At 70.8% G+C, this 14252-nt stretch carries 11 protein-coding genes, 1 rRNA gene and 1 pseudogene; 6 read left to right on the top strand and 7 right to left on the bottom strand.

Features of this window, described 5'->3' with window-relative positions:
• The first annotated feature begins 215 nt into the window (after positions 1-215).
• Together rrf and E1289_RS13250 are read left to right on the top strand one after the other, a co-directional pair.
• Positions 216-332 (top strand): 5S ribosomal RNA (gene rrf / locus E1289_RS13260).
• Between the two features lie 444 nt (positions 333-776).
• Positions 777-988: pseudogene (locus E1289_RS13250) on the top strand (IS256 family transposase); the annotation flags it as partial.
• 90 nt (positions 989-1078) lie between these two features.
• On the opposite strand, the gene E1289_RS13245 reads toward E1289_RS13250, so the two are convergent.
• The 6 genes from E1289_RS13245 to E1289_RS13220 form a co-directional block, all read right to left on the bottom strand.
• Positions 1079-1969, bottom strand: a complete 891-nt coding sequence (locus E1289_RS13245; RefSeq protein ID WP_131979740.1) for a MarR family transcriptional regulator — start codon at positions 1967-1969, stop codon at positions 1079-1081.
• A gap of 62 nt (positions 1970-2031) precedes the next feature.
• The gene (locus E1289_RS13240; RefSeq protein ID WP_131979737.1) at positions 2032-2532 is read right to left on the bottom strand and encodes a DUF523 domain-containing protein; all 501 of its coding nucleotides are present in this window, start codon (positions 2530-2532) and stop codon (positions 2032-2034) included.
• 141 nt (positions 2533-2673) lie between these two features.
• On the bottom strand, positions 2674-3492 hold the full coding sequence (locus E1289_RS13235; RefSeq protein WP_131979734.1) for an SDR family oxidoreductase: 819 nt from the start codon (positions 3490-3492) through the stop codon (positions 2674-2676).
• 104 nt (positions 3493-3596) lie between these two features.
• Positions 3597-4598, bottom strand: a complete 1002-nt coding sequence (locus E1289_RS13230; RefSeq protein ID WP_131979731.1) for a diiron oxygenase — start codon at positions 4596-4598, stop codon at positions 3597-3599.
• A gap of 56 nt (positions 4599-4654) precedes the next feature.
• Positions 4655-5362 carry a TetR/AcrR family transcriptional regulator gene (locus tag E1289_RS13225; RefSeq protein WP_243712798.1) on the bottom strand — a complete coding sequence of 236 codons (708 nt, stop codon included), beginning with the start codon at positions 5360-5362 and terminating at the stop codon, positions 4655-4657.
• 198 nt (positions 5363-5560) lie between these two features.
• Positions 5561-6067, bottom strand: a complete 507-nt coding sequence (locus E1289_RS13220) for a hypothetical protein (protein ID WP_131979729.1) — start codon at positions 6065-6067, stop codon at positions 5561-5563.
• Between the two features lie 224 nt (positions 6068-6291).
• Here E1289_RS13220 and E1289_RS13215 point away from each other — a divergent pair, with 224 nt between their 5' ends.
• From E1289_RS13215 to E1289_RS13205, 3 genes are all read left to right on the top strand, one after another.
• Entirely contained in the window at positions 6292-7074 is a 783-nt protein-coding gene (locus E1289_RS13215) for an ABC transporter ATP-binding protein (RefSeq protein ID WP_131979726.1), read from the top strand.
• Positions 7071-9581, top strand: coding sequence for an ABC transporter permease (locus E1289_RS13210; RefSeq protein ID WP_131979723.1), 2511 nt, complete (start codon positions 7071-7073; stop codon positions 9579-9581). Before E1289_RS13215 ends, E1289_RS13210 begins: the two co-directional genes overlap by 4 nt.
• A gap of 96 nt (positions 9582-9677) precedes the next feature.
• Positions 9678-10889 carry a pyridoxal phosphate-dependent aminotransferase gene (locus E1289_RS13205; RefSeq protein ID WP_131979720.1) on the top strand — a complete coding sequence of 404 codons (1212 nt, stop codon included), beginning with the start codon at positions 9678-9680 and terminating at the stop codon, positions 10887-10889.
• 46 nt (positions 10890-10935) lie between these two features.
• On the opposite strand, the gene E1289_RS13200 is transcribed toward E1289_RS13205, so the two are convergent.
• Positions 10936-13050: an ATP-dependent DNA helicase gene (locus tag E1289_RS13200; RefSeq protein ID WP_243712797.1), complete on the bottom strand. Its 2115-nt coding sequence runs from the start codon at positions 13048-13050 to the stop codon at positions 10936-10938.
• Between the two features lie 107 nt (positions 13051-13157).
• On the opposite strand from E1289_RS13200, the gene E1289_RS13195 reads away from it, so the two are divergent.
• Positions 13158-14132, top strand: a complete 975-nt coding sequence (locus tag E1289_RS13195) for a DUF4192 domain-containing protein (protein WP_131979717.1) — start codon at positions 13158-13160, stop codon at positions 14130-14132.
• Positions 14133-14252: the final 120 nt, after the last annotated feature.

Below are 14252 nucleotides of genomic sequence, written 5' to 3'. Positions count from 1 at the left end.
GGTATGGAAGCGCGGTAACGTGTGGAGTTGACCGGTACTAATAGGCCGAGTGGCTTGAACACACAATTCGTTCAAGGTGAATCGCTGTGTGAGTTGTTCGCGTCCCTGTGTGGTTCTCAGGAAACAACCCTGAGCAACCCGTGATTGTATAATTGAATGCTGAGCCGTTGTGCTCGGACGTTGACTTGCCCGCCTTCGGGTGGTGCGTTGAAACGTTCGGTGGTTTTGGCGAAGGGGAAACACCCGGTCCCATTCCGAACCCGGAAGTTAAGCTCTTCAGCGCCGATGGTACTGCATGGGAGACTGTGTGGGAGAGTAGGACACCGCCGGACATATATTAAGGGAAGGGCCCCGCCGTTACGGCGGGGCCCTTTCTCATTTCTACGGACTCGCTCATATTCGGTGTCGAGGAGACGGTCATCCATTGAGGGCGTGACGCCATTGCCCACTAGATTCATGCGCTCGACAGCGGCGGTGACCTGGACTCCGCGGCCTGGCTGCTCCTCCAGGAACTCTCCTCCCTTTCCGCAGACAGGCTCCCGGCCCATTTGTGGGGATGATGACCCGGGCAGAGCACCAGGGCGCTTGGCAGGGGCGAGCCGGAGCGGTGGTTCTGCGGCCTGACGAGGGCATGCCTGACATGGACCATACGTTCATGCTTTTCGGCAGAGCAATGCTTGAGACCTGCGGATCTGCCGGGAGGGGTGTACCTTCCCGGTGATCGTTTGAGTCTCCCGGATGGCCGACGCGCCGACGTCGGTCGGGAAGGTACACCCATGCTCAGCGGAGTCCCGGACCCCGCTGGCGGTGATCGCTCCGTAGGTGGCCCGGTGCCGTCGGGCTCGGTGGTCGACGAGATCGTCCGCGACGGTGCCCGGCGGATGCTGGCCGAGGCATTGCAGGCCGAGGTCGACGCCTACATCGCCCAGTTCGCGGGCGAGTGCGACGAGTGTGCGGCCGCCGCTTGGTGGTGCGGAACGGGTCGCATCAACTTGCTTGGGGCCGGCCGGTGTAGGTCGGTGGTGAGCTGGTGTCGCCCTTCGAGTGGCTCGGTGGCGTGGCGGCTGATTGGGCGGGGTCAGAGTTGTCGACGGAGGTGCTCGGCTTGTTCGGTGACCTTGGTCAGGACGCGCTGAGCCACGGCCAAGTCATCGGGGGAGAGGCCGTCGTAGAGGCGGGCGGCGGTGCCCTGCACTGTGGCCGTCAGGCGGTCGAGTAGGTCCTTTCCTTGCGCTGTCAGGACTACTGGGGTGTCGGTGGTGATCAGTCCTCGCTGTTCCAGGCTGTCGAGGAGGCGGTCCGCGGCGGACTGGTCGAGGGCCAGTTGGGGTTGGTCCTGGAGATAGTCGCGCAGTGCGGTACGGGTGGTCCAGGGGCCGCGGACGGCCACCACGCGGAGGGTGATCTGCTCGTTCGAGGTGGTGCCGCTGCCGTGGAGGATCTGTTCGTGCAGTTTGCGGACGGCGCCGTGCGCCTCTGAGATGTCCTGTCCGGTGAGCACTTGGGTCTTGGTCATCTTCTCGCTCCTGTCTGAAGGGTGGAGCAGGGCTTGCAGCGTGCGGATGAGGTCGCGGTTCCGCGGTCCGGCGATGCCGCCGATCGGTGCGGTGAGTTCCTCCTGGAGGGCATGGACAACGGTCACGGCCTCGCGGATGACCGCCGTCCCCTGGTCGGTGAGGGTGAGTTGCAGTGCCCTCGGGTCGGTGGGGTGTTCGGTCCGGACGACCAGGCCGGCGCCTTCCAGCGCGCGGACGAGTTTGGAGACGTAGATCGGTTCGAGGCCGGCGAAGTCGGCGAGTTCGCGCTGGCTGGGACGGGTGCCGGACCGGGAGAGGCCGTACAGCGAGCCGAGCAGCGTGTACTGGGCGTGCGTCAGGCCGAGCGAGGCGACGGCACGGTCCACCGCGGCCCGCCAACGGGTCGTGACCTGCCACAGCAAGCGTCCCGTGGTGGTGTCGTCCGAACTCATACCGATACTCTACATGGCAACTATTTCCATGGAAAGTATCGACGGCAATGGTGGCCGCTCGGTCAGGGTTCGGTTGTTTCCAGCGTTCGCAGGAAAGCGTCCACGGCGGCCAGGTCGTTCTCGTTGAAGACCCGGATGCCTGCCCGTTCCAGGAGGGCCGTCGTCACGCCATCTCCTGGCATGGGCGTCCCCGTGAACGTACCGTCGTAAATGCGGTCGCTGCCGCAGGAGGGGCTGCTCTCCTTGAGGAGGGCGATTCGGGCGCCGGAGCGCCGGGCGGTGTCGAGGGCCAGGCGGGCGCCGAGGAGGAACTCGGCCGTTACGTCCTCGCCCGCGTCGGTGCGGACCCGGGCGGTCCCGTCCAGGACGGCGTGCCCGTCGCCGCCGACGATCTCGGCGGGTGGGCGGGGGACCGCCAAGCCGCCCGACACCTCGGGGCAGAACGGAACGAGGCGGCCCTCGGCCCGCCAGCGTTCGAAGAGGGCCGCCCCGACCGGCTTGGCCGCACCGTCGTAGCGGACGCGTCGGCCCGCCAAGCACGAGCTGACCAGGATGCGTTCCACGTCTTCAGACTATGTCGGCCACTCGGCGCCCGTAGACCTTCCCCACTTCGCCATCTGGACGCCCGCGGGGCGGCTGCCGAATGGCGACAATACGTCGCAGGTCAACGAACTCGGTGGACCTTGGTGGTCACCGCTGACCGGTCACTTGCCCGCGCGGACGCGGTTCACGGCCAGTTGGGCGATGCGGACGGCGGCGCCCGGGTTGAGGCGGACGCCGCGCCACGCGACGCGGCCGTGGGCGGGGGCGACGATGAGGGCCTGGTTCCTGGCGACGCCGCGCATGATGTCGCGGGCCAGTTTCTCGGCCGTGTAGAAGCGGGGGGACGCCTTGGAGATGTCGGCGGTGGCGTCGCCGCTCAGCGCCGTCTCCGGCAGGTCCGGGTTGATGTTGTGCAGCAGCGGGGTGTCCACGAAGCTCGGGCACACGACGCTGACCTTGACGCCGCGGCCGGCGGCCTCGGCGCGCAGCCCGAGGGACAGGCCCACGACGGCGTGCTTGGTGGCGGTGTACGGGATGCCGATCGGCATCGGGACGAGACCGGCGAGGGAGGCGGTGTTGACGATGTGCCCCTGCCCCTGCTCCAGCATGATCGGGTAGGCGGCGTGGACGCCGTGCACGACGCCCTTGAGGTTGATGTCGATCGCGCGGTTCCAGTGGTCGAGCGTCAGTTCCTCGGCCAGCCCGCCGATCCCGATGCCGGCGTTGTTGAACACCAGGTCGAGGTGGCCGTGGTCGGCCCGCACGCCCTTGTACAGGTCGGCGACGGCGTCGGCGTCCGCGACATCGAGGTGCGCGGACGTGGCCTTGCCCCTGCCGAGCGTGTTGAGCTTGTCGGCGACCTTCCCGGCGCCCTCGGCGTTGATGTCGGTGACCACGACGGTGTCGCCGCGCGCCACCAGGGCCGTGGCGATCGCCCGGCCGATGCCGGACGCTCCTCCGGTGACGATCGCGATGCTCATTGGGCGCTCCGCTCGATCAATTGTATTCAGCGTTAATTGCGGGGATTCTACGGGTTCGCGGCCCCGCCCGAGACGGGGCCGCGATGCGCGCGGCGGCGGTGGTGTCAGGCGGCCTTGGCCGGCTGGACGGCGCGGCGCTTCTTCGGCTCGTCCCAGATGCCGAACGCCTTCCAGAGCTGCTTGCCGACCGGGCCGATCGTGTCGAGCTCGGCCATCAGGTCGCGGATCTTGCCGACCGAGTCGGAGATCTCGGCCTGCGCCGTCTCGCTCTTGTACGCCTGCCGGACGACGTCCTTCGGGATGTTGAAGTGCCGCACCATCGGGCCGGGCGGGGACAGCATGATCCGCGCCATGATGCCGAGGACGATGGGCGTCGCGAAGCCGAGGATCCGGCGGCGCACCGGGTTCATGTTCGGGACCCGGTGCCGGAGGTAGTGCCGGGCGAAGGAGATGTGCCGGGCCTCCTCCGCGATGTGGATCCTCATGATGGTCTCCTCGAGCGGGTGCTTGATGTGCCCGCCCTTGAGGTGCTTGCGCTGGACGTAGTCGATCGGGTCCTCGCCGCCGAGCACGAACACGAAGAACATCTCGGTGCTGACCAGCGGGATCCACGGGGCCGCCTGCGCGATGAGGCTGAGCGAGCGCGGCATGCCGCGGATCGGCATCTTCGTCCGGTTCACGAACTCCTGGAACATCATCCCGTGGTGACATTCCTCGGTCGTCTCGTGGTAGACGTACCGGAACTCCGGCCGGCCGTTCGGCAGGCGGTAGGCGTAGTTGAGCAGCCCCCGCTTCAGCAGGTTCTCGAACTGCAGTCCGATCTTCATCGCGGTGGCGACGCGCCACAGCCCGATCTGCGCCTGGACCTCCGGCGGCTGCGCCTGGTACCAGGCCGTCTGGCCGAGGTGGTCGGACGCCGGCAGCACCCAGCGCGGGTCGTTCTTGTCGACCTGGAACTCGGGGTCGTCCCAGGGGATGTCGGCGTAAGCCTCCCAGTGCTTGTCCACCGACGCCTTGTTCAGGCGGTCGATGACGCCCAGATACGACTTCTTGTCCTTGACCTGCTCGCGGACCTCGTCGGCGAGTTCGGTGGGGGCCTTCGGCATGTCGGTCGCTCCCTCGGGGTGGTGCTGTCGGACGGGGCCGACGGGGTTCGGGGGTGTCAGGGGTTGATGCGGCTCTCGCCGTCCTCGGCGGGCGTGTCGGGCATCGGGGCGCGGGTGGGATGCCCCGGCTCGGGGATGATCAGCTGGGCGACGTCCTTGACCTGGCGGAGGACGGCCCGCTGGTGGCCGTCGGCGTCGTCGTCCAGCGCGTTCTGTATCGACAGCCCGACGAACATCGCGAACACACCGCGCAGCATCGTCGGGACGAAATCGGGGGGCAGCGTGTTCTCCGGGAACAGCCGCTCGAAGGTCTCCAGGATGACCTGCAGGATCCGCTCGTTCAGGTCGCGGCACAGGGGACGCAGCTCGTCGTCGGTGCGGGCCGCCACGGCCAGTTCCATGAGCGCCTTGGCGGGCCGGCCGCGGAACACCTCCCAGAGCAGGTCGAGCGCGCCGGAGACGTTGCGGCGCTCGGCCGGCAGCACCGCGAACGCGGTCTCGTACGCCAGCCGCTGCGCCTCCAGCAGATGTTCGAGCGCGGCCGCGACGAGCACCATCTTGGTCGGGTAGTGGTGCTGCTGCGCCCCGCGGGACACGCCCGCGCGGCGGGCGACCTCCGTGGTGGACGTCCCGGACCAGCCGAGGTCCACCAGGCACTCCATGGTGGCCTCCAGGAGCCTGGCCTGCGTGCGGGACCGGCGTTCCTCCTGCGTGCGGCGGCTGGACGAACCGCGCCCATGACGTCGGCGACTGCTTACTGACACGCCTCCGACGGTACGAGCACACATACAAGCAATCAAGCCTGCATGTATGTTGGCCGCGTCACAGTTGGACCACGAGTCCACTACCGCCGTGGCCGTGGCCGTCGGTCCGTCCGTGGCCTGGCCGGGACCGGAAGCGAGCAGCGAGGGCGGCACCCGGCGGGTGCCGCCCTCGACATGTGGCGGAAGGTGGGAGCTACGTCAGCACGGGTCGATGTACCAGATCGGGCGCCAGTCGACGCCCACGATCACACCGCTCCTCGCCGCGATCTCCTCCTTGACGCTCCCGTCCTGCCTCTTCAGGCGGACCGTTGCGCCGCCGGTCTGGTTGTTGACGACGGCACCGGCGTCGATGAAGTTGGTGAGGCTGCGCTGGCTGCAGTAGTAGAGCCAGTACACGGTGTGCTGGCCGTCGCCCTCGCCGGCTGCGACGCATGCCCACCCGCTCGGGCAGTTCCAGAGCAGATTGCGGCGTTCTGTCCCGTTCACATCTCGCCACACCCGCTCGGGGCTGGAGATCGGAATCACCTGCGGGATCCAGGCCCTTGCTTCGGCGCCGGCCGTGCTCGGGCGCCCCTCGCCTTTCGTCTCCGCCGCCTGCGCCGCCGCAGCGGTGACCGAGGAGACGGAGAACAGGACGGCGAGGGCGGCGACGAAGGCCGGCACCCTTTTCCGCAGGAGGCGTGGCGTGCTCGCCGTAACCGCCATGTCATGGTCCTTTCCGGCTCGGCTCCGGGAGTCGGGCCCGTGAGGTTTCACTGCCTTCAGTGAAGCCGCCGGGGCCTTCAGGACGTCTTCGGATCGGCTTCACCGGCGGTCGCGTGTCAACCGGCGGGCGTAGACGAGGGGCCCGGCATGCCGCAGCGGGAGCAGCCGCGGTGTCTCTCCTCGCCCGATGACGGATGCCGGTTCGTGCCGCGACGATCCGCGGCATGGGAAACGCAGCAGAAGCAAGACCGGCGAGCAACGAGGGCCAGGCCACCGTGAACGGCGGCGCACGCACGGTCCATCTCACCAAGGTGTACGGGTCCGGTGACATGGCGGTGCGCGCGCTGGACGACGTCAGCGTGGTGCTCCCCGCGGGCCGGTTCACCGCGATCATGGGTCCGTCCGGCGCCGGGAAGTCCACGCTGATGCACTGCGTGGCGGGCCTGGAGGACGCGACGTCCGGCAAGGTCTACGTCGGCGACCAGGAACTCGGGGTGCTGTCGGACCGGCGCCTCACCCGGCTCCGGCGCGAGCGGATCGGGTTCGTGTTCCAGGCGTTCAACCTGCTCCCGACGCTGACCGCGCACGACAACATCGTCCTGCCGATGACGCTGGCCGGCGCGGCGCCCGACCGGGAGTGGCTGGACACGGTCGTCCGCGTGCTGAGGCTGGGCGACCGGCTCGCGCACCGTCCGGCGGAGATGTCCGGCGGGCAGCAGCAGCGGGTGGCGCTGGCGCGGGCGCTCGTCACCCGCCCGCAGATCGTGTTCGCGGACGAGCCGACCGGCAACCTCGACTCCCGCACCGGCGGGGAGGTGCTGAGCCTGTTCCGGCACGCCGTGGACGACCTCGGCCAGACGGTCGCGATGGTCACCCACGACCCGGTCGCCGCGGGACACGCCGACTCGGTGGTGTTCCTCGCCGACGGCCGCGTCGTCGACGTCATGGACGCCCCCACGCCCGACCGGGTGCTGGACCGCATGCGAGGGCTGGGGGACCACCGATGATCCGGCTCGTCTTCAAAGAACTGTGGGGACGCAAGCGCCGGATGGCCGGCTCCCTGACGGCGGTCTTCCTCGGCGTGACGTTCCTGACCGGGACGCTTGTGCTGGGTGACACTCTCGCAGGCAGCATCGACGGCTACTACGCCAACGCCTACGGCAAGACCGACGTCAGCGTGCGGAGCTCCACCCGGGTCAGCGACCAGCCGTGGGGGTCCCGTGGGCAGATCGACGCGGCCGTCCTCGACAGGGTGCGGCAGGTGGACGGCGTCGCGAACGCCGAACCGGTCATCGAGGGCTCGGGGCAGCTGCTCGCCAAGGACGGCGCCACGATCCAGTCACGCGGCCCCCGGACGGCCGGCAACTGGATGACCGACCCGAAGCTCAACCCCTACCGGCTCGCAGAGGGCAGGGCGCCCCGCGCGCCGGACGAGGTCGTCATCAACAGGATGTTCGCCGACGAGGGCGGCCTGGCCGTCGGTGACCGGACGGCGGTGCTCACCCCCGACCGGGTTCCCGTGACGGTCGTGGGCATCAGCATGTTCGGTGCCGAGGAGGCGTTCGGCGAGACGTCGTTCACGGCGTTCACGCTCGACGGCGCCCGCGAGCACGTCGCGAAGTCGCGCGACCGCATCAGCGGCGTCTCCATCAGGGCGGCCGACGGCGTCGGCGCGGACGAGCTGGCGTCGCGGGTGCAGGCCGTCCTGCCGTCCGGGGCGGAGGCGATCACGACCGAGGCGCAGGTCGAGGAGGGGATGAGCGAGGTCGAGAGCGGCTTCCTCAACGTCTTCCGCACCGTGCTCGGCGCGTTCGGGGCGGTGGCGCTGCTCGTCGCGGCGTTCAGCATCCACAACACGTTCGCGATCACGATGGCGCAGCGGACCCGCGAGTCGGCGCTGCTGCGCGCCCTCGGCGCCGGGCGCCGGCAGGTCGTCACGATCGTCGGCTTCGAGGCCCTGGTGATCGGCGGCGCCGCCACCCTCGCCGGGCTCGCCGGCGGGATGGGGTTCGCCGAGCTGCTCAGGCAGATGTTCACCGCGTTCCGGATCGGCATCGCCATGGAGGGCCTCACGGTGTCGGCGACCACCCTGCTGATCGCCGTGCCGGTCGGGCTGCTGGTCACGCTGATCGCGGCGCTCGGTCCCGCGGTGAAGGCGTCCCGGGTGGCGCCGCTGGCCGCGCTGCGCGAGGTCGCGGCGGAGGCGCACCGCCCGTCCCCCACCCGCGTCATCGTCGGCGGCGTGCTCGCCGCGGTCGCGGCCGGCACCGTCGTGTTCGGCGGCGTCGCCGAGCGGATGACACCGGCCGCGGCGGGTGCGCTGCTGGCCGTCGTCGCGATGGTCGTGCTCGGCCCCGTCGCCGCCCGGCCGGTGGCGTCGGTCGTCGGCGGGCCCGCGGCGCGGCTGCGGGGCATTCCCGGCGCACTGGCGCGCGGCAACGCGTCCCGCAGCCCGCACCGCACGGCCGGGGCGGCGGCCGCGCTGATGATCGGCGTGGGGGTCGTCACGCTGATGACGGTGTTCATCGGGTCGCTGGGCGCGTCGCTGGAGAGCAGCGTCGCCGGGTCGTTCAAGGGTCCGCTCGTCGTCAACGCGGGCAACAACGAGACCGGCGGGTTCAGCACCCGGCTCGTCCAGGACGCCGCAAAGCTGCCGCAGGTCAGCGCGGTCGCCGGGGTCGGCAGCGGCAACCTGCGGGTGGACGGCGACCCGTCGGTGGTCAGCGTGGCCGACCCGTCCGCACTGGGGCGCGTCCTCGACCTGGGGGTCGACCAGGGCGTGCTGTCGGACGCCGGCACGTTCGCGGTGTCGAAGACCGTCGCCGAGGAGAAGGGCTGGAGCACCGGTTCCCAGGTGGACGTCACGTTCGCGGACGGTGCCGCGCAGCGCCTCACCGTCGGTGCCGTCTATGAGAAGACCGATCTGACCGGTGACTACCTGGTGCCGCGCACAGAATGGGACGCGCACACCAGGCAGCCGCTCGACAACCGGGCGTTCGTCGAGTTGGTGCCTGGGGCGTCCACGGCCGTGGCGGCGCGCGCGCTCACCGACCTGGGCAAGCAGTACGGCGCGCCTGAGGTGCAGTCAAGGGACGACTATGTCGCGTCCCAGACCGAGGAGCAGCAGGGGTTCATCACCGTCGTGTACGGGCTGCTCATCCTCGCCATCGTGATCGCGCTGATGGGCATCGCGAACACGCTGTCGCTCGCCGTCCACGAGCGGACACGCGAACTCGGGCTGCTGCGGGCCGTCGGAGCGACCCGCCCGCAGATCCGGTCGATGGTCCGCTGGGAGTCGGTGATCGTCGCGCTGTTCGGCACGGCCGGCGGGCTCGGGCTCGGCCTGTTCCTCGGCTGGGGCCTCGGCGGAGCGCTCGGCAACCCCTTCGCCCCGCCCGTCGCCCAGCTCGTCGTGATCGCGCTGGTCGGTGCGGTGGCGGGTGCGCTCGCCGCGATCCGGCCGGCGCGGCGCGCGGCGCGCCTGGCGATCCTGTCCGCGATCTCCGCGCCGTGACGCCGCCGGACCCGTCCCCTCGCCCCGGCGCGGGAGGGGACGGGTCTTGGCCACTGCTTCCACGTTCGCGGGGCCGCGCGTCTGTAGGGTGAGTCCATGCAGGTCAATCAATCGGGGAAGCTCACCAACGTCTGCTACGACATCCGCGGTCCGGTGCTCAAGCGCGCCAAGCAGCTGGAGGCCGAGGGCAACAACGTCCTCAAGCTCCACATCGGCAATCCCGCCCCGTTCGGGTTCGAGGCCCCGCCCGAACTCCTCCAGGACATGATCCGCAACCTGCCGGAGGCGCACGGCTACAGCGACTCCAAGGGGATTCTGCCCGCCCGCCGCGCCATCGTGCAGCGCTTCGAGGACAACGGCGTCTGCGGCATCGACGTCGAGGACGTCTACCTCGGCAACGGCGTGTCCGAGCTGATCGTGATGACGCTGCAGGCGCTGCTCAACGACGGCGACGAGGTGCTGATCCCCACGCCCGACTACCCGCTGTGGACGGCGTCGGTGTCGCTCTGCGGCGGGACGCCCGTCCACTACCTGTGCGACGAGGACGACGGCTGGCAGCCCTCCCTCGACGACATCGAGTCGAAGATCGGCGACCGGACCCGGGCCATCGTCATCATCAACCCGAACAACCCGACCGGCGCCGTGTACTCGCGGGAGGTGCTGTCGCGCATCGTCGAGGTCGCCCGCCGCCGCAACCTCATGGTCTTCGCCGACGAGATCTACGACCGGATCCTCTACGACGGCGCCGAGCACGTCCCGATCGCGTCCCTGGCCCCGGACCTGCTGTGCCTCACCTTCGGCGGCCTGTCCAAGAACTACCGGGTCGCGGGGTTCCGCTCCGGCTGGGTCGTGCTGTCCGGGCCGAAGGAGCACGCCGAGTCCTACATCGAGGGCCTCGACATCCTCGCCAATATGCGGCTCTGCCCGAACGTCCCCGGGCAGCACGCCATCCAGGCCGCGCTCGGCGGCTACCAGAGCATCGACGACCTCGTCCTGCCGACCGGCCGCCTCGGCGAGCAGCGCGACCGCGCCTGGAAGCTGCTGAACGACCTGCCGGGTGTCAGCTGCGTCAGACCCCAGGGCGCCGTGTACGTCTTCCCGCGCCTCGACCCGGAGATGTACCCGATCGAGGACGACATGCGCTTCGCCCTCGACCTCCTCGAACGGCAGAAGCTCCTGGTCGTCCAGGGGACCGGCTTCAACTGGCCGGCCACCGACCACTTCCGCGTCGTCACGCTCCAGTACGCCGACGACCTGGAGGAGGCCGTGGGCCGCATCGGGGAGTTCCTCCACTCCTACCGCCGCTGACCCCCGGGGCGCCGCCGCGGCCGCGTCCGCCTCTGGTGGCGGACCGCTAGGAGGCGGTCGTGGCGGCGTCGTCGAGGCGGCGGAGGGCGCCGCGGACGACGCCCGGGTCGGTCGTCGCCCAGAACGGCGGCAGCGAGTTCTTCAGGAAGCCGCCGTAGCGCGCCGTGGCCAGGCGCGGGTCGAGGACGGCGACGACGCCCCGGTCGTCCATCGAACGCAGCAGGCGCCCGGCGCCCTGGGCGAGCAGCAGCGCCGCGTGCGTCGCGGCGACCGCCATGAAGCCGTTGCCGCCGCGCGCCGCCACGGCCCGTGACCGCGCCGAGGACACCGGGTCGTCCGGGCGGGGGAACGGGATGCGGTCCATGATGACGAGCTGCAGCGAGGGGCCGGGGACGTCCACGCCCTGCCAGAGCGACAGGGTGCCGAACAGGCAGGTCCGCTCGTCCTCGGCGAACTGCTTGACCAGCAGGGAAGTGGAGTCGTCGCCCTGGCACAGCAGCGGGTGGGACAGGTGGTCCCTCAGCTCGTCGGCGGCCTGCCGCGCGGCCCGCATCGAGGAGAACAGACCGAGGGTCCGGCCGCCGGCCGCCTCGATCAGCTCGGTGATCTCCGTCAGGTAGGCGTCGGCGAGGCCGTCCCGTCCCGGCTGCGGCAGGTGCCGCGCGACGTACAGGATGCCCGCCTTCGGGTGGTCGAACGGAGAGCCGACGTCGAGCCCGGACCACACGACCTCGGACGCCTCGCCTTTCGCCTCGCCCTTCTCGGTCGCCGTGCGGGCGAGCCCCTCGGCCGCCGTCAGCGCGTCCCGCCCGGCGCCCTTCTCGTTCAGCGGCGGCAGGCCCCACTGCCGGGCGAGCGGCTCGAACGACCCGCCCAGCGTCAGCGTCGCCGACGTCAGGATCGCGGTGCGCCGCTCGAACAGCGTGGTGCGCAGGAGGCCGCCGACCCCGATCGGCGCGACGTGCAACGCCGGTGGACGCTTCGGCCGCCCGTCCTGGACGAACGGCTTCTCCAGCCACACCACGTCGAAGCGCTCGGCCATCTCGGGCTGGAACGCCTCCAGGGTGCGTACGGCCGTCTCATGCAGCTCTTCGAGCGACGACCGTGCGGCCTTGCGCGCGGCCATATCGCCTGGGTCGGAGTCCTTCTTCTCGGGGCCGAGCGCGCTGATGCAGGCGTGCGCGGCGTCCCGGACGACGGCGAGGGTGTTGCCCAGGGCCGGAGGGAGGACGTCCATACGTCCGGTGGGCAGGTCCTCCAGAAGTAGGCCGAGACCTTCCGCGGACTCCTTCAGGCGGTCGGCGGTGGACTCCTCGATGAGCCGCCCGCATCGGCGGGCCGTCATCTCGACCGCGGCGGCGCTCAGGTCACCGGTGGCGACCGACGTGACCCGGTCGACCAGTTCGTGCGCCTCGTCCACGATCACCACGTCGTGCTCGGGCAGGACCTGGAACTCCTCCAGCGCGTCGATCGCCAGCAGCGCGTGGTTGGTGACCACGATGTGCGCCTCGCCCGCCTCCGCCCGCGCCAGCTCGGCGAAGCACTCGGTGCCGTGCGGGCAGCGCTGGGCGCCCAGGCACTCCTTCGCGGTGACGGCCACCTGCCGCCACGCCTGCTCGCTCACGCCCGGCACCAGCTCGTCCCGGTCGCCGGTGCCGGTCTCCTCGGCCCACTCGTTGAGCCGCTTCACCTGCCGTCCGAGCGAGGAGAGCTGCTGCGGATCGAACAGGCTCGGGCCCTCGTCCTCCTCCGGCACGCCCGTCTGCACCCGGTGCAGGCACAGGTAGTTGCGGCGCCCCTTCAGGATCGCGAACTTGAGCTCCGTGCCGAGCAGCGGCCCGAGGCTCTCCGCGAGGCGCGGCAGATCGCGGTCGACGAGCTGGCGCTGCAGCGCGATGGTCGCCGTCGACACGACCACCGTCGTCTGCTTCTCCACCGCGTGCCGGATCGCGGGGACCAGGTAGGCCAGCGACTTCCCGGTGCCGGTGCCCGCCTGCGCGGCGACATGCTCCCCGGACTCGATCGCGTCCTCCACCGCGCGGGCCATCTCCACCTGGCCGGGGCGCTCGGCGCCCCCGATGGACGCGACGGCCGCGGCGAGAAGGGACGCCGTGTCCGGAATCTTGGTTTCGCCGGCGGTCAGCAGATCAGGGGCGGGCACGTCGCCCAACGCTACCGTCCGCGGCGGACACCCGCGTCCGCCCCGGAGTTATCCACAGTTCGCGTTCCCCGTGGCCCCGGAACCGCCGCGCTGCGAACCTCGACGACATGACACCCTTGGTGATCCGATCGGCACAGGACGCGATCGCGGCCGTCCCCTACCTGCTGGGCTTCCATCCCTCGCGGAGCCTCGTCGTGATCGGCTTCGAAGGACGCGCCCACGGCACCTGCGCCATCAGGCTCGATTTACCGTCGGCCGGCGCCGCGGGGAAGGTGGCGGCCCTCCTCGCCGGCAACGGCTTCGCCCGGTCCCTCGTCCTCGGCTACGGGCCGCCGGGGGAGGTCGGCGAGTCGGCGTCCGCGATGCGGGCCGCGCTGGAGGCCGCGGGCGTCCCCGCCGCCGAGGCGATCCGGGTCGCCGACGGCCGCTGGTGGTCGCTCACCTGCGACGACGACTGCTGCCCGGCCGAAGGGACCCCGTACGACATATCCGCCAGCGCCCTCGCCGCGCAGGCGACGTACGCCGGCCACGTCGCCCTCGCGGACCGCTCCGAACTCGTCCGCTCCGTCCAGCCGCTCGACGGCCCCGCCCGCGCCGCCATGCGCGACGCGACCGAACGCGCCGAGAGACGCCCCGGCCCCGCCCCGGGCGAGGGCCTCGCCTTCGTCCTCGCCCTCCTCGCCCGCACCGGCACCCGCTCCGGCGCCGCCCCGACCGACGACGAGGTGGCCCGCCTCGGCATCCTCCTCACCGACCTGCGCATCCGCGACGAGGCATGGATCCGCATCGACGAGGACGCCCCCGCCGCCGACATCGCCTTCTGGCGCGACGTCCTGCGCCGTGTCGAAGCCCCCTACGTCCCCGCGCCCGCGTCCCTCCTGGCCTTCGCCGCCTACTCCGCGGGCGACGGCGGCCTGGCCAACGTCGCCCTCGAAAGAGCGCTGGACACCGACCCCGCCTACTCGATGGCCATCCTCCTCCGCGAAATCATCAACGCCGGCATCCCACCCTCGAAGGTCCGCCTGCACACGACCCCCGACCAACTGGCCGCCGCCTATGGGGAGGAACGAGAAGCCGGCTGACCCACCACCCGCGACCAGGCCGCGTGTTGAGACCTGAGCATTGTGGTCTCGGCTTGCGTGGCTGCTGGTTGCATGTCCCGGGTGGCGGCTTCGTCGGCACGGGCTCGGCGACGGGGAAGG

Origin of the sequence: Actinomadura sp. 6K520, assembly GCF_004349245.1 — a bacterium.
Lineage (GTDB): Bacteria > Actinomycetota > Actinomycetes > Streptosporangiales > Streptosporangiaceae > Spirillospora.
The sequence above is the reverse complement of the archived record's forward strand: the minus strand, read 5'-3'. Positions and strand labels throughout refer to the sequence as shown.

Bases quoted from the DNA above. Each gene is read 5' to 3' on its own strand.
- E1289_RS13245 (WP_131979740.1), bottom strand. From the start codon at position 1,969: ATGAGTTCGGACGACACCACCACGGGACGCTTGCTGTGGCAGGTCACG.
- E1289_RS13210 (WP_131979723.1), top strand. From the start codon at position 7,071: ATGATCCGGCTCGTCTTCAAAGAACTGTGGGGACGCAAGCGCCGGATG.
- E1289_RS13195 (WP_131979717.1), top strand. From the start codon at position 13,158: ATGACACCCTTGGTGATCCGATCGGCACAGGACGCGATCGCGGCCGTC.
- E1289_RS13230 (WP_131979731.1), bottom strand. From the start codon at position 4,598: ATGCCGAAGGCCCCCACCGAACTCGCCGACGAGGTCCGCGAGCAGGTC.
- E1289_RS13220 (WP_131979729.1), bottom strand. From the start codon at position 6,067: ATGGCGGTTACGGCGAGCACGCCACGCCTCCTGCGGAAAAGGGTGCCG.
- E1289_RS13205 (WP_131979720.1), top strand. From the start codon at position 9,678: ATGCAGGTCAATCAATCGGGGAAGCTCACCAACGTCTGCTACGACATC.
- E1289_RS13235 (WP_131979734.1), bottom strand. From the start codon at position 3,492: ATGAGCATCGCGATCGTCACCGGAGGAGCGTCCGGCATCGGCCGGGCG.
- E1289_RS13215 (WP_131979726.1), top strand. From the start codon at position 6,292: ATGGGAAACGCAGCAGAAGCAAGACCGGCGAGCAACGAGGGCCAGGCC.